Source organism: Micromonospora sp. RHAY321 (assembly GCF_023896955.1).
In the GTDB taxonomy this organism is placed as follows: Bacteria; Actinomycetota; Actinomycetes; order Mycobacteriales; family Micromonosporaceae; genus Micromonospora.
On the sequence record NZ_JAMHIW010000002.1, the window covers coordinates 116645 to 136301 of the forward strand.

Consider the following 19657-nt stretch of genomic DNA (forward strand, 5'->3'; position numbering starts at 1 on the left):
CTCGGCATGCCCGCCACCGCGCCCCGCGGCGTCGGTAACCTGCGCGGCGACGAGCCCTTTCCCGTCGCGGCCCGGCGAAGCCTCGCCGACGCCCAACTGCGCCGCAACCTCGGCCACGCCACCGCCACGATCCGCGCCAAGTCGGCGGCGGTCATCGACGAGGTGCCCGACTGGCAGGAGCTGCGCGAGGCCGGGCGGGCCGTCAAGGCCGACACCATGGCCCGCCTGCCCGAGCTGCTCCAACAGTTGGAGACCGCGGTCACCGCCGCCGGCGGCACCGTGCACTGGGCCGCCGACGCCGTCGAGGCCAACCGGATCGTCACCGACCTGGTCAGGGCCACCGGCAGCGACCGGGTCATGAAGGTCAAGTCGATGGCCACGCAGGAGATCGGCCTCAACGAGGCGCTGGAGGCCGCCGGCATCGAACCGGTGGAGACCGACCTCGCCGAGCTGATCGTCCAGCTCGGCCGGGACAAACCCAGCCACATCCTGGTGCCGGCGATCCACCGCAACCGGGCGGAGATCCGCGAGATCTTCCTGCGCGAGATGCCCGGCGTCGACCCGGCGCTGACCGACGAACCCGCGATCCTGGCGGCCGCGGCCCGCCGCCACCTGCGTCGGACGTTCCTCAGCACCCGGGTCGCGGTCTCCGGGGCGAACTTCGCGGTGGCGGAGACCGGCACCCTCGCCGTGGTCGAGTCTGAGGGCAACGGCCGGATGTGCCTCACCCTGCCGGACACGCTGATCACCGTGATGGGCATCGAGAAGGTCATCCCCACCTGGGCCGACCTCGAGGTGTTCCTCCAACTGCTGCCCCGGGCCTCCACCGGCGAGCGGATGAACCCGTACACCTCGATGTGGACCGGTGTGACGCCCGGCGACGGGCCGCAGGAGTTCCACCTCGTGCTGCTGGACAACGGCCGCAGCGCTGTCCTCGCCGACGAGGTCGGCCGCCAGGCGTTGCACTGCATCCGCTGCTCCGCCTGCCTCAACGTCTGCCCCGTGTACGAGCGCACCGGTGGGCACGCGTACGGCTCGGTCTACCCCGGGCCCATCGGGGCGGTGCTGTCACCGCAGCTGACCGGCGTGGAGGACAACGCCTCCCTGCCCTTCGCCTCCTCGCTCTGCGGCGCGTGCTTCGACGCCTGCCCCGTGAAGATCGACATTCCGTCGATCCTGGTGCACCTCCGCGCCCAGCACACGGCGGCGTACCGGAGTGAGCACCGCCTGCCCAGCGCCGAGGCGGTCGCCATGGCCGCCGCCGCGTACACGATGGACCACCGGGCGCTGTACGAGGCCGCGCAGCGGGCCTCGCGGGCCGCCCGCCTCGCCGGCCGGCGCGGCCGCGGCCTGCCGCCGCCGCTGTCCGGCTGGACGGTCGGCCGTGACCTGCCGCAGCCGCCGCCGCAGACGTTCCGCGAATGGTGGACGCAACGATGACCTCCCGTGAGTTGATCCTCGGCCGCCTGCGCGCGGCCCTCGGCGAGACGCCGACCACTCCCGGCGACGTGCCACGGGACTACCGGCCCGCCGGCGGCGCCGGCGACCTCGACGTGCTGGTGCACCGGCTCACCGACTACCGGGCCACCGTGCACCGGTGTGCCGACGGCGAGGTCGCGCAGGTCGTGGACGGGATCCTCGGTGGCCGACGCGTCGTGGTCCCACCCGGGCTGCCCCGGCACTGGCTGCCCGACACCGTCGACGTGCTGACCGACGACGACCTCCCGAGGGAACAGGTTGCCGGGGCCGACGGGGTGGTCACCGCCGCGGCGGTCGCCGTCGCCGAGACCGGAACGGTGATCCTCGACGCGTCCCCCGACCAGGGGCGACGGGTCATCACGCTCCTGCCCGACGTGCACATCTGCGTCCTGCGTACCGATCAGGTGGTGGCGGGAGTTCCGGACGCCCTCGCGCGCCTCGACCCGCACCGCCCGCTCACCTGGATCAGCGGGCCGTCCGCCACCAGCGACATCGAACTCAACCGGGTCGAGGGCGTCCACGGCCCCCGGAACCTGCACGTGGTGATCATCCCGGGTTGACCCGCACCGGCCGGCCGGTGCGGGTCGCGGTGTGAGCGCGTTACAACCAGGCCTGCTCGGTGAACGTCTGTCGCAGGTAGCTCTTCGGCCTGGACCCCACGGTCGATCCGACGACCTCGCCCCGGCGGAACACCAGCAGCGTCGGCAGGGACATGACGCCGTAACGACGCGTCGCCGCCGGGTTCTCGTCGGAGTTGAGCTTGGCGACGACCATCCGGTCGCCGAACTCCCCGGCCAGCTCGGCGAGGCTCCGCTCGATCGCCTTGCACGGTGGGCACCACTCCGCCCAGAAGTCGACCACCACGGGCCGGTCGCTGGCCAGCACCAGCTCGGCGAACGTGTCGTCGGTGACGGTGACTAGGGAGCTGGTCTCCGTTTGGGGCATGTTTCCTCCCGGTGTGCGATGGCGTGGGCGAGCTGGGTGTGGAGCTGCTGGCGTACCGCGCCGAGCCGGTCGATGACCGCGTCGACCTCGACGAGCTTGCGTCGCAGCACCAGCACCGAGTCCGGGCAGACGTCGCCGGACGTGTTGCCGGCCCGGAGGCAGGCGACGAATGGGCGGACGTCGTCGAGGCCGAAACCGACGTCGAGCAGCGCCCGGATCTCACGGACGACCCGCAGTTCCGTCTCGTCGTAGACCCGGTAGCCGTTGGCGGAGCGCTGCGCGCGTACCAACCCGTGCGCCTCGTAGTAGCGCAGCGACCGCGTACTCGTGCCGGCCCGCTCAGCCAGTTCGCCGATCCGCATCCGACCCCCTCCACCAGCCCGTCGCCACCACGCTAAACCTTGTCGCCAGCGTCAAGGCAAGGCGTGTGCGAAGGGCTCCCTACCGTCGGCTGGCTTCCTGCCGCGCACCTTTGCGCCGCCACGGGGCCGCCAGGATCACGGCGGCCAGCAGGACGGCAGCGCCGAGGCCCAGCCCGGTGAGCAGCGAGATTGAGGTTGCGGCGGCAGGAGCATGGCGCTCGCCCTTGACGGGGACCACCGCGGTGTCGTGCTTCTTCTCGTCGGGTGTGACCAGGCGGCCGACGGACGCGTGGGGAGGCAGGGCGAAGCCCCAGTTGAGCAGGGCTGCCGCCTCTCCCAGACTTCCCAGCGGCGCGGTCTCCGCTCCGAGCAGGGTCACCGCGAGCCGTCGGCCGTTGCGTTCGGCCACACCGACGTACGTCTGCCGAGCCAGGTCGGTGAAGCCCGTCTTCCCACCGAGCGTTCCGGGATAGTGGCCCAGTAGCGTGTTGTCCTGAGTGATGGCGAATGCGCGGTTCCTCGGCTGCGCCGGAATCTGTGCCACCCTCGTTGCCATGTATCGCCGAAAGTCTTCCCGGGCGAAGGTGGCCCGTGCGATCAGCGCGAGGTCGTAGGCGCTGGTGTACTGGCCGGGGCCGTCCAGACCCGAGGGCGTTGCGGCGTGGGTCTGGTTCGCGCGCAGCCGGCGTGCTTCGTCGTTCATCGCCTCGACTCCGCCCGGTCTACCCGCGCCGCCGCCGCCGACCCGAGCCAGCACGTTGGCCGCGTCGTTTCCCGATGTGAGCAGGAGCCCCAGCCACAGGCTCTCGATCGAGTACCGGCCACCCTCGATCACCCCCATCAGCGAACTGGCTGGGTCGAGATCGCGCAGGTCCGCTCTGGTCACCTCGACCATCTGGGCCGGATCGAGGCGGGGCATCAGGGCCGCCGCCAGCAGCAGCTTCTGCACGCTGGCTGGCGTTCGGTGCTCGTGGGGGCCGCACCCACCCAGGACCTCGCCACTGTTGAGGTCCGCCACCAGCCACGAGGTGGCGGTCAGTGCCGGTGTCATCGGCGCAGCCGCAGGAATGGCCAGCCCTGCCGTGGCCAGCGCCTGCCCGCCGACCGCCCGGTGGGTGGGGTCAACCGGTGGCGGGGACGGTGTGGCCGGCGGCGGCGCCGGCGGCTTCACGGCCGGGCATGGCACGTACGGCGCGGCCGCCGCCCGCGTCGGTGGCAGGACCGCCACCGCGGGCAGAACCAGGATGGCGCTGAGCGTCACGGCGGTAAACCGATAGTCGGTCACATTAACGAACGGTAATCGTCACCAGGGCTGGCGCGGTCCGATTGGCGAAAGCACGTGGGGTAACCGGGGCAATGCCAGCGGCGACATCGCGTTCGGGTAGCCCGTCTGGGCCGTTACCGTCCGAGATGACGTCGTCTGTGCGCCTTTTTGCGAGACGGTGTTGCTTATTCACAAAAGTGCCATCGCTGCTTCTCATGGGGAAAGGCTTCGCGCCGTGGGTCTACTGTCCTCGACATGAGATTCCGCACGACGCTGTTCCTCGGCGGCAGGACCGCCACCGGTATGACGGTGCCGGCGGAGACCGTGCAGGCCCTCGGCTCCGGCAAGAAACCGCGGGTCGCGGTCACGATCAACGGCTACACCTACCGGCTTCGGGCGGATCTGGCCGCTGCGTTGGACGCGGAGCCGGGCGCCAGGCGGCAGTTCGAGGCGCTGTCGTATTCCAACAAACGCCAGCACGTGCTTTCGATCGAAGGCGCGAAGACCCCGGCGACCCGGCAGCGGCGGGTGGCCAAGGCCCTCACGACGCTGCTCGACCTGGATGCCCAGCGCGGCGGCTAGCTGCCCGAGCAGCAGGGCTGACCGGACTCGTGGTTCGGTCAGCCGAGCAGATCGCCGGTCGGCAGTGGCAGTGGCAGGCCGGGAAGCGACGGCAGCGGCACCGACGGCAGCGGCACCGACGGCAGCGGAAGTTGGGGCACCGTCGGGTCGGTGCCGGATGTCGGCGAGCCCGTCGGCGCGGGACGCTGTGGCGCTGGCGCCGTCCTGCCCGGTGTCGTTGCGCCGGAGGGCACGGGTGTGGCCGTTGACACCGCGGAAGTGGGCATCGGTGCCACCGGCGCCGGCGCGCAGCGGGGCCAGCCGGGACACCCCTGCGCCGCCAGGTCCCGCAGGACGGCGTCGATGTCGGCACGCAGGCGGGTGGCGTCGGCCGGGTCGCTGACCCGATCCAGGTCGCGCCGGGCCTGGTCGATCAGCCGCTGGGCCTCGTCATACCGCCCCTCCGCGACGGCCCGGCGGGCCAGGCTCGTGGTGTGTTCGACGCCGAGCACGTCCGCCCGCTCCGGATGGAACACCTTGGTCAGCGACCACAGCGGACTGCTCGGCCCGGCGTCGCGGCTGGCGACCCCCAGCCCCGTCGCCAGCGTGAGGGCGGCGACCACCGCGGCGGCCGATCCCACGGCAAGGCGTCCGAGCGGTTGCCGCCGGGGCGGGCTCGGGACCGAGACGGTGGGGGTGCCGGCCCGCAGCGTCCGGGACCGACGGTCCGGAGTTGGCGAGTCGGCCTGGGCCGCGCCGACCACGGTCTCCGGCTGGTCGGCGGTGATGTCGGCGCGCCAGGCGGCCAGCATCGCGGCGAGGCCGTCGGCGTCGGCCTCGTGTTCCCCGCGTCCCAGCGCGTCGAGGAGCAGGTCGTCGCGGTTGATGCCGGCGAGGTCCAACTCCTCGCCACCGTCGGGCCGGGGCTCGCTCATGCCGCCACCTCGTCAAGTCCGTCGCCGGCAAGCGTACGGAGCCGGGCCAGGGCACGGGACTGCGCCACCCGTACGGCCGCCGCCGACATGCCGAGGATCGCGCCGACCTCCTCGGCGGTCAGGCCGACCGCCACCCGGAGGATGATGATCTCCCGCTGGGCGTCGGGGAGGCGGTGCAGCAGCGCCGAGAGTCGACGGGCCAGATCGGTGGCGACGGCCTGCTGCTCCGGCCCCGGCGTGGTGTCCTCCTGCTCCAGGTCCGAATCGGGGACGGCGATGGCGGCGCCACGGATCGCCGCGCGTTGGGCGTCGGCGACCTTGTTCGCGGCGATGGCGAAGACGAACGCGGAGAACGGCCTGCCCTGGTCGCGGTAGCGGGGAAGGGCCTTCAACACCGCCAGGCAGACCTCCTGCGCGACGTCGTCGGCCGTGGTGTACGCCCCGCCGACGCGGCCCAGCCGTGCCCGGCAGTAACGGACCAGCCCCGGCCGCACGGTGCTGAGCAACGCAGCGAGAGCTGCCCGGTCACCCTGGGCGGCCAGGTGGACGAGCTCTGGCTCGATCACTGTGGTCATGGGGACGCGAGACACCTTCGTTACCGGCCGGTTAACCGCACGCTATCGAGACGCACGCCACTTTGCCTAGTTCACGTTCGGTGGTGGTGGCGTGGCGCAAAGAAGTTGTTGCGTTCGGCCGGGCCGCCGCGATGTCTCAGGTAGCGACCCGGGAGGGGAGGGTGGATGGGCGTCGAGGTGGCGGTGCAGGGGCTGACCAAGTCCTTCGGTGGTCAGCCGGTCTGGTCGGACGTCAGCCTGACCCTGCCGGCCGGCGAGATATCCGTGCTGCTGGGACCATCCGGCACGGGCAAGTCGGTGTTCCTCAAGACCCTGGTGGGGCTGCTACGCCCCGACAGCGGGTCGATCTGGATCGAGGGCAAGGACCTGCCCCGGCTCTCGGAGCGGGCGCTGTACGAGGTGCGCAAGCTGTTCGGGGTGCTGTTCCAGGACGGGGCGCTGTTCGGCTCGATGACGATCTACGACAACGTGGCCTTCCCGCTGCGGGAGCACACCCGCAAGTCGGAGTCCCAGATCCGCGAGGTGGTCACCGAGAAGCTCGACATGGTCGGCCTGGTCGGTGCCGAGAAGAAGCTCCCAGGGGAGATCTCCGGTGGGATGCGCAAGCGGGCCGGCCTGGCCCGTGCGCTCGTGCTCGACCCCCGCATCGTCCTGTTCGACGAACCCGACTCGGGGCTGGACCCGGTGCGCACCGCGTACCTGAACCAGCTGATCATCGACCTCAACCAGCGGACCGGGGCGACGTTCCTGATCGTCACGCACGACATCAACACCGCGCGCACGGTGCCGGACAACATCGGTCTGATCTACCACGGGCACCTGGCCATGTTCGGGTCGCGGGAGATGCTGCTGTCCAGCACCGAACCGGTGGTGCGACAGTTCCTCAACGCCCAGCGCATCGGACCGATCGGCATGGCCGAGGAGAAGGACGCCGAGGAACTGCGAGCCGAGGCGGACGCCGGCGCCGAACTGCCACCGCTGCCGCCCATCCCGCTGCAACTGCCGCCGACGGACGGGCGGCCCCGCGCCGCCGAGCGGCCACCGGGGCAGTGGTGCCGGGAGCACGGCGTCACCCCGCCACCCGGCTCCTTCGCCGGCCCACGCGACGCCGAGCGGTCCACGCTGGACGGACCACCGGGCGGGGACGGGCGGCAGGGCGCGGGGGTGTCCCGATGACGGGACCCGTCACCGCCGTACGGCACACCGGCGAGTTCTTCGCGTTCTGCCTGGACACCCTGCGCGGCCTCGGCCGGCGACCGGTGCAGGTCCGCGAGTTCGTCCAGCAGGCCTGGTTCATCAGCTCGGTGTCGATCCTGCCCGCCGCTCTCGTCTCCATTCCCTTCGGCGCGGTCATCGCGTTGCAGCTCGGCTCGCTGGTCCGTCAGCTCGGGGCGCAGTCGTTCACCGGCGCGGCGTCGGTGCTCGCGGTGGTCCGCGAGGCGGGGCCGATCGTCACCGCCCTGATCATCGCCGGCGCGGGTGGCTCGGCGATCTGCGCCGATCTCGGTTCCCGGAAGATCCGCGAGGAGCTCGACGCGATGCAGGTGCTGGGCATCGATCCCATCCACCGCCTCGTGGTGCCCCGCGTGCTCGCCTCGATGCTGGTCGCCGTGCTGCTCAACGGGCTGGTCAGCGTGGTCGGGGTGACCGGTGGCTACCTGTTCAACGTGGTCCTGCAGGGCGGGACGCCCGGCGCGTACCTGGCCAGTTTCCAGGCCCTGGGGCAACTGCCCGACCTGCTGGTGGGTGAGGTCAAGGCGCTGCTGTTCGGCGCTGCCGCCGCGCTGGTCGCGTCGTACAAGGGGATGACCGCCAAGGGTGGCCCGAAGGGGGTCGGCGACGCGGTCAACCAGAGCGTGGTGATCACCTTCATGCTGCTTTTCGCGCTGAACTTCCTCGTCACGGCCGTGTACTTCCAGGTCGTACCGCAGAAGGGAAGCTGACGTGCTGGTGCTGCGACACCTCGACAACCTGGGCGGCCAGCTCGCCTTCTACCTGCGGGCGTTCGCCTGGGCGCCGCGCACTCTGCGCCGCTACAAGCGCGAGGTGGTACGGCTGCTGGCGGAGGTGAGCTTCGGCTCCGGGGCGCTCGCGGTGCTCGGCGGCACCGTCGGTGTCATCTGCTTCCTGACCTTCTTCACCGGCACCGAGGTCGGACTGCAGGGCTACCAGGCGCTCAACCAGCTCGGCAGCAGCGCCTTCACCGGTTTCGTCTCGGCGTACTTCAACACGCGGGAGATCTCCCCGCTGGTCGCGGCGTTGGCCCTGTCGGCCACCGTGGGCTGCGGGTTCACCGCGCAGCTCGGGGCCATGCGGATCTCCGAGGAGGTCGACGCCCTCGAGGTGATGGGCGTGCCCTCGCTGCCGTTCCTCGTGACCACCCGCATGATCGCCGGCTTTCTCGCGGTCATCCCGCTGTACGTGGTGGGGCTGCTCTCCAGCTACCTGGCCACCCGCACCATCGCCGTGTACTACTACGGCCAGTCGGCCGGCACCTACGACTACTACTTCCACCTCTTCCTGCCACCCGAGGACGTGCTCTGGTCCTTCGGCAAGGTGCTCGTGTTCAGCGTGATCGTGGTCCTGGTGCACTGCTACTACGGCTACACGGCCACCGGTGGGCCTGCCGGTGTCGGCGTCGCCGTCGGACGGGCCGTCCGGCTCGCGATCGTCGCGGTCAACATCGTCGACTTCTTCCTGTCGCTGGCCATCTGGGGCGCGACCACCACAGTCCGGATCGCGGGGTGAGCATGAGACATCGCATTCTCGGCATCGTCTTCATCGTCGTGCTGACCGCGGCGCTGACCGCCTCCGTGCTGCAGTACCGCAAGGCGTTCACCCCCGTCGACCGGGTCACGCTGCAGGCCGGTCGTTCCGGGCTGCAACTGAGTCCGGGCGCCGACGTCAAGGTCCGTGGGGTCGTCGTCGGCGAGGTGCGCTCGGTCGGCAGCGACGGCGCCGGGGCGAGGATCCGGCTGGCCCTGGACCCGGCCACGACGCCGCTGATCCCCTCCGACGTCAGCGCGCGGCTGCTGCCCAAGACGCTCTTCGGTGAGCGGTACGTCGAGCTGGTCCCGCCGGTCGGCGGCAACGCCCCACCGATCCGCGACGGCGCCGTCATCACCCAGGACCGCAGCAGCACCGCCGTCGAGCTGGAACGGGTCCTCGACGAGGCGCTGCCGCTGCTGCAGGCGGTGCGGCCCGACCAGCTCGCCGCCACGCTGGGCGCGATCGCCGTCGCACTCGACGGGCGCGGCGAGCAACTCGGCGCGAACGTCGAGCGGCTCGACGCGTACCTGCGGCAGCTCAACCCGGCGATGCCGACCATCGCCGAGGACGTCCGGAAGCTCGCCGTCGTGCTGGACAGCTACGACGCCGCCCTCCCCGACCTGCTGGCCCTGCTGCGCGACGTCACCGTCACCGCCCGTACGGTCGCCGACCAGCGCGCACAGCTGGCGGCGTTCCTCGCCGACGCCACCGGCACCGCCGACGCCACCCGCAGTTTCCTCGACCGGCACGGTGACCAGATCATCGAACTCGGCCAGGTGAGCCGGCCCGTGCTGCAACTGCTCGCCACGTACGCCCCCGAGTACCCGTGCCTGATGAGCGGTCTGGTCGCCCTGCAACCCCGCGTCGAGGAGGTCTTCGCCGGCGGGCGGATGCACATCACCCTCGAGGTCACCCGCGACGGTGGCAAGTACGAGAAGGGACGCGACGAGCCCGTCTACGGCGCGCACGGCGGGCCGCAGTGCCGCGGCCTGCCCCGACCGGGGCAGCCCGCGCCCGACGTACCCGTCGAGGACGGTTACGACCGTGCCGGTGCGCGCCCTCGTACCCCGTTGCCCGTTGGTCTGCCGGCGACCGCGCCCGCCGGCGCCTCCCCCGAGATGGGCCGGGCCGCCACGGGCGAGGAGCGGGCGTTGGTCAAACCCCTGGTCGGCGCCGTCACCGGCATCCTGCCCGCGGAGGTCCCCGACATCGCGGTCCTGCTGTGGGGGCCGTTGCTGCGGGGAGGGGTGGTGAACGCGCGATGAGCAACCGGATGCTCGCACCCTCGCTGAAGCTGGTGGTCTTCGCCGCGGTGACCCTGCTGCTGACGGCGCTGCTCGCGCAGACCCTCGGTGCCTTCCCACCGGGTGGCGTCACCTACCGTGCCCGGTTCACCGACGTGACCGGGTTGCTCGTGGGAGACGACGTCCGCGTCGCGGGCGTGCAGGTCGGTCGGGTCAGCGGCATCAGGGTGGTCGACGACACGGCCGCCGAGGTGGCCTTCACCGTCACCGCCGATGTCCCGGTGGCCACCAGCGTCCGCGCCAAGATCCGCTACCGCAACCTCGTGGGTCAGCGGTACGTGGCCCTCAGCGAGGGCCCGGGGGAGGGGCGGCCACTGCGGCCCGACGGCCTGATCCCGCTCGGCCAGACCACCCCGGCGCTGGACCTCACCGTGCTGTTCAACGGGTTCCGGCCGCTGTTCACGGCCCTCGACCCCGACGACGTCAACAAGCTCGCCTACGAGATCATCCAGGTGCTGCAGGGCGAGGCCGGCACCGTCAGCAGTCTGCTGCGTCGCACCGCCTCACTCACCAACACCCTCGCCGACCGCGACGCCGTCATCGGCCGGGTCATCACCAACCTCAACAGCGTCCTGGGCACGCTGGCCGAACGGGACCGGAACCTCGACCAGAGCATCAGCCAGCTGCAGCAGTTCGTCTCCGGGCTGTCCGCCGACCGCACGGCCATCGGTGAGTCGCTGGTCAGCATCGGTGACCTCACCACCGCCACGTCGTCGCTGCTGCGCGACGTACGACCACCGCTCGCCGCGGACGTGCGCGCCCTGGACGAACTCTCCGGCACCCTCAACCGCAACGCGGCCGTCATCGACAGCACCCTGGGGCGGCTGCCCGAGCGGTACCAGTCCCTGACCCGCGTCGCGTCCTACGGCTCGTGGTTCAACTTCTACCTCTGCGACTTCGACGGCAACGTGGCGGTGTCGGGCCGGGCACCGCTCGACCTGCCCACGTTCAGCGCCCCGGCCGCCCGATGCGCCGGAGGCAGCCAGTGACACCGTTTCGGGAACGCAACCCCGTGGTCATCGGCACGCTCGGGCTGGTGCTGATCGTCGCCGTGCTGCTGGGCGCCTTCCAGCTCGACCGGCTGGCCGACCTCACCGGACGCGCCTACCAGGCGGCCTTCCACGACGCCAGCGGCCTCGTCACCGGCAACGAGGTGCGGGTCGCCGGCGTACGGGTGGGCAAGGTGACCGGCGTGGAACTCGCCCGCGACGGCGCGCCCCACGTGCGGGTCCGGTTCCGGGTGGACGACGACAGCGTGCGACTCGGCACCGACACCGGCGCCACGATCAGGATCAAGACGGTGCTCGGCCAGAAGTACCTGGCCCTCGCACCGGCCGGACCGGGCCGACTGCGTGAGGGCGGGCAGATCCCCCTCGCCCGCACGGCGGCACCGTTCGACGTGGTGCAGGCGGTCACCGGGCTCGCCGACACCCTCGACAAGGTCGACACCGACCAGCTCGCCGCCGCCCTCACCACCCTGGCCGAGACCTTCCGGGACACTCCGGAGAGCGTCAACGCCTCCCTGGTCGGGCTCTCCCGGCTCTCCCAGACTGTCGCCGGCCGCGACGCCGAACTGCGGGCGCTGCTCGACCGCGCCCGGCAGGTGACCGCCGTGCTCGCCACCCGGGACGAGGAGTTCCGCAAGCTGGTCACCGACGGTGAGGCGCTGCTGGGCGAGGTGAGCCGGCGACGGGACGCCATCCACCGGCTGCTCGTGGGCACCGACGAACTCGCCACCCAGCTGTCCGGACTGGTCAGTGACAACCGGGTCCAGCTCGCTCCGGCGCTGCACAAGCTGCGGGAGGTCGTCGCCATCCTGCAACGCAACCGGGACGACCTGGAGAAGACCATCCAGCGGATGGGTCCGTTCGTCACCGCGTTCGCCAACGTGGTGGGCAACGGCCGCTGGTTCGACTCGTACGTCTCCGGTCTGCTCCAGCCGTACCAGCCCACGACGGGAGGCCGCTGATGCCCGGTCCCATCCAGCGGTGGCGACGACCGGTCGCCGTCACCACCGTCCTCCTGGTGGCCGTCGCCGCCGGCGCGGTCGTCCTCCGCGACGGCACACCCCCACGGCGGGTGGTCGCCCACTTCACCCGCGCCGTCGGGGTGTATCCCGGATCGGACGTGCGGGTGCTGGGCGTCCGCGTCGGCGAGGTGGTCGCCGTGACCCCGCAGGGCCGCACCGTCCAGGTGACCATGTCCTACGACCCCGGCATCGCCGTTCCCGCCGACGCGCAGGCGCTCATCGTGCCGCCCAGCGTGGTCAGCGACCGTTACGTCCAGCTCACCCCCGCCTTCGCCGGCGGAGCCGCGCTCGCGGACGGGGCCGAGATACCGCTGGAGCGGACCGCCGCTCCCATGGAGATCGACGACATCTACCAGGCGCTCGACGACTTCAACCGCGCCCTCGGGCCGGAGGGCGCCAACCGCGACGGCGCCCTGTCCGACCTGGTCGCCACCGGCCGCGCCAACCTGGAGGGCAACGGCCAGAACCTGCACGAGACCCTCGACGGGCTGTCCCAGGCACTGGCCACCCTCTCCGACGGGCGGCAGGACCTGTTCGGGTCGGTGGCCAACCTGCAACAGTTCACCACCGCGCTGGCCCGCAGCGACCGCGAGGTACGCGCCTTCAACCAGCAGTTGGCCGACGTCGCCGAACAGCTGGCAGGGGAGCGTGACGAACTGGCCGCCGCGCTGCGCAACCTCTCCACCGCGCTGGCCGACGTCACCACGTTCGTGCGACAGAACCGGGACGCGTTGACCTCCAACGTCGACGCGCTGGCCGACATCACCGGCATCCTGGTCCGCCAGCAGCAGGCCGTCATCGACATCCTCGACGTCGCCCCGCTCGCCCTGGGCAACCTCAACCTCGCCTACAACCCGCGATCCGGCACCCTGGACACCCGCGACAACGCGCTGGGTCCCTACGATCCCGCCGCCTTCGCCTGCTCCCTGATGGTGGACCAGCTCCCCGCGCGTCAGGTGCCCGCCACGTGCCTGGCACTCGCGCAGACCCTGCACTCCCGCGGGCTGCCCATGACCGACCAGCTGCGCAGGCTCCTCAAGCTGCCGCCCGGCGCCCCGGCGACCGGCGGGTCCTCACCGGGGAACCCTCCCCCCGGTGCGCCGATCCCCGACCAGGCGCCGGGCGGCGTCGACAACACCAACGACCCCACCCTCGGCGGCATCCTGCGGGGCGTGTCATGACCGCCCGGGCACTGCGGACCCTGGCCTGCGCGATCGTGGTGGCGATGCTGCCGGCCGGCTGCGGCCTGCCCGACCTCACCGATCTGCCGCTGCCCGGCGGTGCCCCGAAGGGCGACGGGTACGTGGTCATCGCCGAGTTCAGCGACGTGCTGGACCTGGTGCCGCAGGCCGCCGTGAAGGTCGACGACGTCACCGTCGGCAGCGTGGAGAAGATCTCCCTGGCCGGCTGGACCGCCCGCGTCACCCTGCGCATCGGCGCGGACGTACGCCTGCCGTCCAACGTGACGGCCGCCGTCCGCCAGAGCAGCCTGCTGGGCGAGAAGTACGTGACCGTCGCGCCGCCGCCCACCGCCCCCGCCAGCGGTCGACTCGTCGACGGCGATCTCATCCCGCTGTCCCGGACCGCTCGCGGCGCCGAGGTGGAGGAGGTCCTCGCCGCCCTCGGGCTGCTGCTCAACGGTGGTGGGCTGGCGCAGCTGAAGACCATCAACCAGGAACTCGGCGCCGCACTCGACGGACGGGAACCGGCCGTTCGGGACGCGCTGCGCCAGCTCGACACGTTCATCGGCGGGCTGGACAGGCAGAAGGCCGACCTGGTCCGCGCCCTCGACGCCCTGGACCGGCTCAGCGGCCGGCTCGACCGGCAGAAGCAGGTGCTCGGCGAGGCCGTGGACTCCCTGGCTCCCGGCCTGACCGTGCTGGCCGGTCAGCGTGCCCAACTGACCCGGGCGCTGACGGCACTCGACCAGTTGGGCGACGTCGGCACCCGGGTCGTCAACCGGAGCCGCGACGACACCCTGGCCGATGTGCGGGCGCTGCAACCGATCCTGGAGCAGCTGGCGCGCGCCGGGGACGACCTGCCGAAGTCGCTGGACTTCATGCTCTCCTACCCGTTCCCGCCGAACGTCACCGGCGCGATCGTCGGTGACTTCGTCAACCTCTCCGTCACCGCGGACCTCGACTCGGCGTCGATCCTGGCGAACCTGGTCGCGGCGGCGCCCGCCCCGTCCCGTCCGGCCGCACCGCCGACGGGGACCCGGCGCGGCGGAGCACCAGCGGCGGGCGGTCCCGCACCTGCCACGCCGCGACCAAGCACCGGGTCCCGCCCCCTGCCCGACCTGCCGATCCTGAGATGCCTGCCCGACCCGCGCAACTTCCCGGCGACGTGGACACCGCCGAAGGACTGCCTGCTACCGGAGGGCTGCGTCCTGCTCAAGCCCGGCTCGACGGTGCCCATCGGCGGACTGATCCTGCCGAAGGGCCTCGTACCCCCGGGCACGGTCTTTCCCGCCGAGACCCAACTACCCGTTGGAACGGTCCTGTCGGCGCAGTGCGTCCTGCCGTTGACCGGCGCGGTGACCGGGCAGATCGGCGGCCTGCCGGACGTCCTGCGGGGAGGGCTGACGCCATGATCGGACGTACCGCGAAGGTTCAGGTCCTGGCGTTTCTGCTGGTGAGCGTTCTCGGCGTCAGTTACGTCGCCATCCGCTACGTCGGGCTCGGCGACCGTCTGCTCGGCGGAAGCTACGTCGTCCATCTGGACCTCACCCGGGCCGGCGGCATCTTTCCCAACGCCCCGGTCACCTATCGGGGGGTGCCGGTCGGTCGGGTCGCCGCGGTCGCCCTGCGCGGCGACGGGGTCCGCGCCGACCTGCGGTTGCAGCGCGACGTACGGATACCGGACGACCTGCGGGCCGTGGTGGCGCAACGCTCCGCCGTCGGAGAGCAGTACGTGGACCTGCGTCCGGAGCGCGACAGCGGGCCGTACCTCGCCGACGGCGCGGTGATCCCGGCCGACCGGACCGGTGTCCCGCTGGCGCCGGAGGTGCTGCTGAGCGACCTCGACGCCCTGGTCCGCTCCGTCGGCCCGGAGGATCTCACCGTCCTGATCACCGAACTCGGCACCGCGTTCGAGGGCAACGAGCTGGCTCTGGCCCGGATCCTCGACCACGGGGACGCCCTGCTGACCGATGCGACCACCCACCTGCCGGAGACACTCGCGTTGATCGACGACGGGCGAACCGTGCTCACCACCCAGGCCGAGTCGGCCGAGGCGCTGCGCCGGTGGGCGGCGGGCCTTGCCCGGCTGGCGGCCACCGTCCGCGACGCCGACCCGGACCTGCGGCGGCTGCTCGCCGCCGGGCCTCCCGCCGGTCGGGAACTGGTCGCGTTGCTGCGCGGGCTGGAACCAACGGTCGGCACCCTGCTCGGCAACCTGGTGACCGTCAATGGCGTCGCGGCCCGGCGGCTGCCCGGCATCGAGCAACTGCTGGTGGTGTACCCGATCGCCGTCGCCGGAGGGTTCACGGTCACCCCGGGCGACGGCACCGCCCACCTCGGCCTGGTGCTGAACGTCGACGACCCGCCGCCCTGCGTGTACGGCGGCGGTCGAACCACGTGCGGCGCCGGGGACCGCGCAGCCGGCGCCAGTGTGCGGGGGGCTGCCAACGCGCCCCGACCGGGCGGACCGGAGCCCGCCGCCGACCCGGCGCCGTCCAGCGCCACCCCGCCCGGCGGTTACGACCCCGCGACCGGCCTGGTGCTCGGCTCGGACGGTCGGCCACTGCAGTTCGGCGGGACCGGGGGCCAGTCCCGGATGGCCGGGGACCAGTCGTGGAAGCAGTTGCTGCTCGCCGGGGTGACCCGGTGACCGGCGTGAGCAAGGAGGTGGCGATGCGAGCTCGCAGGGACCACACGTTGAAGGTCATCAGGGGGGCGAAGGCCGGGGCTCCCGGCCGGGCCCCGCAGCGTCGGATCGTTCCCCGGCAGCTTCCCCGAGCGACGGAGCCGATCGACGACCTGCTGCGGCGGCTCGACCAGGAACCGGTCGAGGACCCGACGGGTTTCGAGGATCCGGTGGGTGGGGACGACCCGGCGAGCGCGGACGGCACGCTGGAGGAGCCCTCCGGTGGGCGCGTCACGGACGAGCCGGGAAGGGCCGGGCCGGCGGGAGGGCGACGTGTCTCCATCGTCGTGCTCGTGGTGCTCCTGGCCGCGGCGCTCGGCGCCGCCGGCGTGACCGGCCGCCAGTGGTACGTCGACCGGGCGACGGAGCAGGCCCGGCAGGCGGCCCTCTCGGCGGCCAGACAGGCCAGCGTCAACTTCGTCTCGGTCAGCGCGGCCAGCGTCGACCGGGACATCCAGCGGATCACGACCGGTGCCACCGGCGACTTCCGGGACGAGTTCACCCGGGGGCAGTCGCAGGTGCGCGCCGCGGTCGTGGAGAACAAGGTCGACTCGCGCGGGTCGGTGCTCCGGGCCGGGCTGGTCTCCGGGGATCGTCGTCGGGCGGTCGTGCTGGTGGCCGTCGACGCCACCGTCAAGAACGTCAAGGCACCCGAGGGGCGGCCGTCGCACTACCGGATCCAGCTCGACCTGGTCCGCGACCGGGAATCCGGCCGGTGGCTCGTGTCCCGACTGCAGTTCGTCGGCTGAGAGGGGGAGGACCGATGGGTAACCTGGTCGAATTCGTGCGACGGCCGCGCGTACCCCGGCGGCGCCGGATGCGGCTCGTCCCGGTGCTGGCCGTCGCGATCGTGCTCGCGGCCGCCGTCGCCGCTCTCGGCTGGTGGGGTGACCACCGGGCCGGTCAGCGGGACACGGCCGTACGGCAGGCGCTGGCCACCGCTCCCGCCGCCGCCAAAGCGATCTTCTCCTACGACTACCGGACGTTCGACGACAGCGTCGCCAACGGCCGCACCTTCGCCACCGGACCGTTCGGCAGGGAGTACGAGCAGACCACGGCGGCGTTGAAGCAGACCGCTGCCACGCAGCAGGCTGTCGTCGCGGCGGAGGTGTCCGCGACGGGTGTGGTGACCGCCACAGCGGAACGGGTCGAGCTGCTCGTGTACCTCAACCAGTACCGGCGCAACGTGAACACGGCCGGGGAGAAGGTCGACCAGAACCGGGTGGTGCTCACCCTGGTCCCGGTCGACGGGGAGTGGAAGGTGGCCAAGGCGGAGGCCATCTGACCGGCCGCCGCCCGCTGGCTCCGGATCGGGCGGGGGAGGCTCGTGACCTGCTTCGGAGCCGGAAAGCGCTAGGCTCCTGGCGTGATTGACGTGCAGGACAGCGGGAGCGACGAGCGGCTGCGCCGCATCGAGGCGGTCACCGACGCCGCGCTCTCCCAGCTCGACGTCAACGACCTCATGGAGGAGCTCCTCGAGCGTGTCCGAGAGGTGCTGAAAGTGGAAACGGCGGCCATCCTGCTGCTGGACGTACACGCCCAGCAGTTCGTGGCCACCGCGACGAAGGGGCTGGGAACGGAGGTCCGGCAGGGCGCTCGCACCTCCGTCGGCCACGGCTTCGCGGGCCGGATCGCTCAGGAGAAGCAGCCCGTCCTACTGGCCGACCTCGCCGCCACCGACGACCCGGATCTGTTCGCTGGGGGAGTCCGCTCGCTGCTGGGTGTGCCCATGCTCGCCGGCGGCGAGGTGATCGGCGTCATCCATGTCGGCTGCCTGCAACCGCACCAGTTCACCAGCGTCGACGTGCAGTTGCTGCAACTCGCCGCGGACCGGGCGAGCCTCGCCACCCGGACCAGGGCCAGCGGCCTCGACCGCACCGCCGCCCTCGCACTGCAACGCAGCCTGCTGCCCACCCACCTGCCGGACGCGCCCGGCGTGGACATGGCCGCCCGCTACGTGCCCGGTCACGACGCCGGCGTCGGCGGCGACTGGTACGACGTCTTCACGCTCCCGTCCGGCTGGCTGGGCGTCGTCATCGGTGACGTGTCCGGACACGGGCTACGCTCGGCGGTCGTCATGGGTCGCCTCCGCAGTGCGCTGCGCGCCTACGCGCTGGTCTGCGACGACCCGGCCAGTGCGCTGACGCTGCTCGACCGCAAGATCCACCACTTCGAGGCCGGGAGTCTGGCCACGGTCCTCTACGCCATGATCTCCCCGGACCGCACCACCATCCAGGTGTCCCTCGCCGGGCACCTGCAACCCATCCTGGCTTCGCCAGGACGCCCGGCCGAGGCGCTGACCATTCCGGTCGATCTTCCACTGGGTATCGGACCGCGCCAGCCGGCCCGCCGGTGCACCGAGGTCGCGTTCCCGTCCGACGCGGTCCTGGTCTGCTACACCGACGGGCTCGTCGAACGCCGGGGCGAGATCATCGACGAAGGCGTCGAACGGCTCCGCGCGGCGGTCGAACCAGGCTCCGCCGAGAAGGTCTGCGCCCGCATCATGAGCATGCTCGCCGGCAAACAGGCCACCGACGACATCGCCCTGCTCGCCATCCACACCGCCGACCGGATTCTCCCTGAGCCGCGCAACCCGGAGGCCGCGGCATGAGTACCGGTTTCGTGCATCCCGCCCTGTTCTACGCCGATCACGAGGAGTACCTGGCCGGGACGGTGCCGTTCATCCAGGCCGGTCTCGACGCCGACGAGCCGGTCATGGTCGCCGTACCGGGGGACAACCTCGACCGCATCCGCACCGCGCTCGGCAGCGACGCGGCCCGGGTCCAGCTGCACGACATGAGCGTGGCCGGGCGCAATCCCGGGCGAATCCTCCCGGGCGTCCTGTTCGCCTTCGCCGCCGCCAACGCCGGAAAGCGCGTACGCATCATCGGCGAACCCATCTGGGCCGGCCGAAGCGAGACCGAGTACCCCGCCTGCGCCCAACACGAGGCCCTCATCAACGCCGCGTTCGCCGGTCGGCCGGCCACCATCCTCTGCCCCTACGACACCGGCAGCCTGGAGCGGAGCTGGCTCGACGACGCCTACCGCACCCATCCCGTCCTGCAGATGGGCGGTGTGTCGTGGGAGAGCCCGGACTACGCCGACCCGATCGCCGTGGCCGCGGGATTCAACCTGCCGTTGCAGGGGCCGCCCCCCGAGGCGATCATCATCGCCATCGATCTCCCGGCTCTCCCGGTCATCCGTCGGCTGGTGACCGCCGAGGCCGTCGCGGCCGGTCTGCCCCCGGACCGGGTCTCCGACCTGACCCTGGCGGTCAACGAACTGGCCACGAACACGATCAGGCACACCCCCGCCGGCGGCACCCTCGCGGTCTGGACCGACCCGAAGAGGCTGATCTGCCAGTTCAGCGACACCGGGCACATCGCCAATCCGCTCGCCGGGCGGATTCCGGTGCCGCCGCAGCAGCCCGGCAGCCGAGGCCTCGTGCTGGTCAACCAACTCTGCGATCTGGTACGCGTCCACACCGTGCCCGGTGCCACCACCATCCGCCTGCACATGCACCGCTGAGGTCCGCGCGACGACAGGGGCAGCCGCGCGGGGGATCGG

Annotated in this window: 21 protein-coding genes; 16 read left to right on the forward strand and 5 right to left on the reverse strand. The window is 72.0% G+C overall.

Annotated elements, in window-relative coordinates:
• Positions 1-6: 6 nt before the first annotated feature.
• Entirely contained in the window at positions 7-1440 is a 1434-nt protein-coding gene (locus M8C17_RS05005; protein ID WP_252415739.1) for a LutB/LldF family L-lactate oxidation iron-sulfur protein, read from the forward strand.
• Positions 1437-2039, forward strand: coding sequence for an LUD domain-containing protein (locus tag M8C17_RS05010; protein WP_252415188.1), 603 nt, complete (start codon positions 1437-1439; stop codon positions 2037-2039). Before M8C17_RS05005 ends, M8C17_RS05010 begins: the two co-directional genes overlap by 4 nt.
• A 40-nt stretch (positions 2040-2079) precedes the next feature.
• Here the strand turns inward: M8C17_RS05010 and trxA are convergent, their stop codons facing one another.
• The 3 genes from trxA to M8C17_RS05025 all read right to left on the reverse strand — a co-directional run bounded on the left by trxA (position 2080) and on the right by M8C17_RS05025 (position 4071).
• Positions 2080-2424: a thioredoxin gene (gene trxA, locus M8C17_RS05015; RefSeq protein ID WP_252415189.1), complete on the reverse strand. Its 345-nt coding sequence runs from the start codon at positions 2422-2424 to the stop codon at positions 2080-2082.
• Positions 2397-2786, reverse strand: coding sequence for a MerR family transcriptional regulator (locus M8C17_RS05020; protein ID WP_252415190.1), 390 nt, complete (start codon positions 2784-2786; stop codon positions 2397-2399). Before M8C17_RS05020 ends, trxA begins: the two co-directional genes overlap by 28 nt.
• Before the next feature lie 79 nt (positions 2787-2865).
• The gene (locus M8C17_RS05025) at positions 2866-4071 is read right to left on the reverse strand and encodes a D-alanyl-D-alanine carboxypeptidase family protein (protein ID WP_252415191.1); all 1206 of its coding nucleotides are present in this window, start codon (positions 4069-4071) and stop codon (positions 2866-2868) included.
• A 234-nt stretch (positions 4072-4305) separates the two neighbouring features.
• Here M8C17_RS05025 and M8C17_RS05030 point away from each other — a divergent pair, with 234 nt between their 5' ends.
• Positions 4306-4632 (forward strand): YdeI/OmpD-associated family protein, encoded by a 327-nt coding sequence (locus M8C17_RS05030; protein ID WP_252415192.1) that lies wholly within the window; start codon positions 4306-4308, stop codon positions 4630-4632.
• Positions 4633-4670: 38 nt separating this feature from the next.
• Here the strand turns inward: M8C17_RS05030 and M8C17_RS05035 are convergent, their stop codons facing one another.
• Complete coding sequence (locus M8C17_RS05035; RefSeq protein ID WP_252415193.1) at positions 4671-5546, reverse strand: anti-sigma-D factor RsdA; 876 nt, start codon at positions 5544-5546, stop codon at positions 4671-4673.
• On the reverse strand, positions 5543-6121 hold the full coding sequence (gene shbA, locus M8C17_RS05040; protein ID WP_252415194.1) for an RNA polymerase sigma factor ShbA: 579 nt from the start codon (positions 6119-6121) through the stop codon (positions 5543-5545). The genes M8C17_RS05035 and shbA overlap by 4 nt, the downstream gene beginning before the upstream one ends.
• A 165-nt stretch (positions 6122-6286) precedes the next feature.
• On the opposite strand from shbA, the gene M8C17_RS05045 reads away from it, so the two are divergent.
• The 13 genes from M8C17_RS05045 to M8C17_RS05105 all read left to right on the forward strand — a co-directional run bounded on the left by M8C17_RS05045 (position 6287) and on the right by M8C17_RS05105 (position 19618).
• Positions 6287-7297 carry an ABC transporter ATP-binding protein gene (locus M8C17_RS05045; RefSeq protein WP_305884674.1) on the forward strand — a complete coding sequence of 337 codons (1011 nt, stop codon included), beginning with the start codon at positions 6287-6289 and terminating at the stop codon, positions 7295-7297.
• A complete protein-coding gene (locus tag M8C17_RS05050) occupies positions 7294-8064 on the forward strand; it encodes an ABC transporter permease (protein WP_252415195.1) in 771 nt (256 codons plus the stop codon). Before M8C17_RS05045 ends, M8C17_RS05050 begins: the two co-directional genes overlap by 4 nt.
• 10 nt (positions 8065-8074) lie before the next feature.
• Complete coding sequence (locus tag M8C17_RS05055) at positions 8075-8869, forward strand: ABC transporter permease (RefSeq protein ID WP_305884676.1); 795 nt, start codon at positions 8075-8077, stop codon at positions 8867-8869.
• A gap of 2 nt (positions 8870-8871) precedes the next feature.
• On the forward strand, positions 8872-10155 hold the full coding sequence (locus M8C17_RS05060) for an MCE family protein (protein ID WP_252415197.1): 1284 nt from the start codon (positions 8872-8874) through the stop codon (positions 10153-10155).
• Positions 10152-11183, forward strand: coding sequence for an MCE family protein (locus M8C17_RS05065; RefSeq protein ID WP_252415198.1), 1032 nt, complete (start codon positions 10152-10154; stop codon positions 11181-11183). Before M8C17_RS05060 ends, M8C17_RS05065 begins: the two co-directional genes overlap by 4 nt.
• Positions 11180-12163: an MCE family protein gene (locus M8C17_RS05070; RefSeq protein WP_252415199.1), complete on the forward strand. Its 984-nt coding sequence runs from the start codon at positions 11180-11182 to the stop codon at positions 12161-12163. Before M8C17_RS05065 ends, M8C17_RS05070 begins: the two co-directional genes overlap by 4 nt.
• Entirely contained in the window at positions 12163-13404 is a 1242-nt protein-coding gene (locus M8C17_RS05075; protein ID WP_252415200.1) for an MCE family protein, read from the forward strand. The genes M8C17_RS05070 and M8C17_RS05075 overlap by 1 nt, the downstream gene beginning before the upstream one ends.
• Entirely contained in the window at positions 13401-14816 is a 1416-nt protein-coding gene (locus M8C17_RS05080) for an MCE family protein (protein WP_252415201.1), read from the forward strand. The genes M8C17_RS05075 and M8C17_RS05080 overlap by 4 nt, the downstream gene beginning before the upstream one ends.
• On the forward strand, positions 14813-16054 hold the full coding sequence (locus M8C17_RS05085; protein ID WP_252415202.1) for an MCE family protein: 1242 nt from the start codon (positions 14813-14815) through the stop codon (positions 16052-16054). Before M8C17_RS05080 ends, M8C17_RS05085 begins: the two co-directional genes overlap by 4 nt.
• A 23-nt stretch (positions 16055-16077) precedes the next feature.
• Positions 16078-16839 (forward strand): hypothetical protein, encoded by a 762-nt coding sequence (locus M8C17_RS05090; RefSeq protein WP_252415203.1) that lies wholly within the window; start codon positions 16078-16080, stop codon positions 16837-16839.
• Between the two features lie 14 nt (positions 16840-16853).
• Positions 16854-17375: a hypothetical protein gene (locus tag M8C17_RS05095; RefSeq protein WP_252415204.1), complete on the forward strand. Its 522-nt coding sequence runs from the start codon at positions 16854-16856 to the stop codon at positions 17373-17375.
• Between the two features lie 81 nt (positions 17376-17456).
• Complete coding sequence (locus M8C17_RS05100; RefSeq protein ID WP_252415205.1) at positions 17457-18701, forward strand: PP2C family protein-serine/threonine phosphatase; 1245 nt, start codon at positions 17457-17459, stop codon at positions 18699-18701.
• Positions 18698-19618, forward strand: a complete 921-nt coding sequence (locus M8C17_RS05105; protein WP_252415206.1) for a sensor histidine kinase — start codon at positions 18698-18700, stop codon at positions 19616-19618. Before M8C17_RS05100 ends, M8C17_RS05105 begins: the two co-directional genes overlap by 4 nt.
• The last annotated feature ends 39 nt before the right edge of the window (positions 19619-19657 follow it).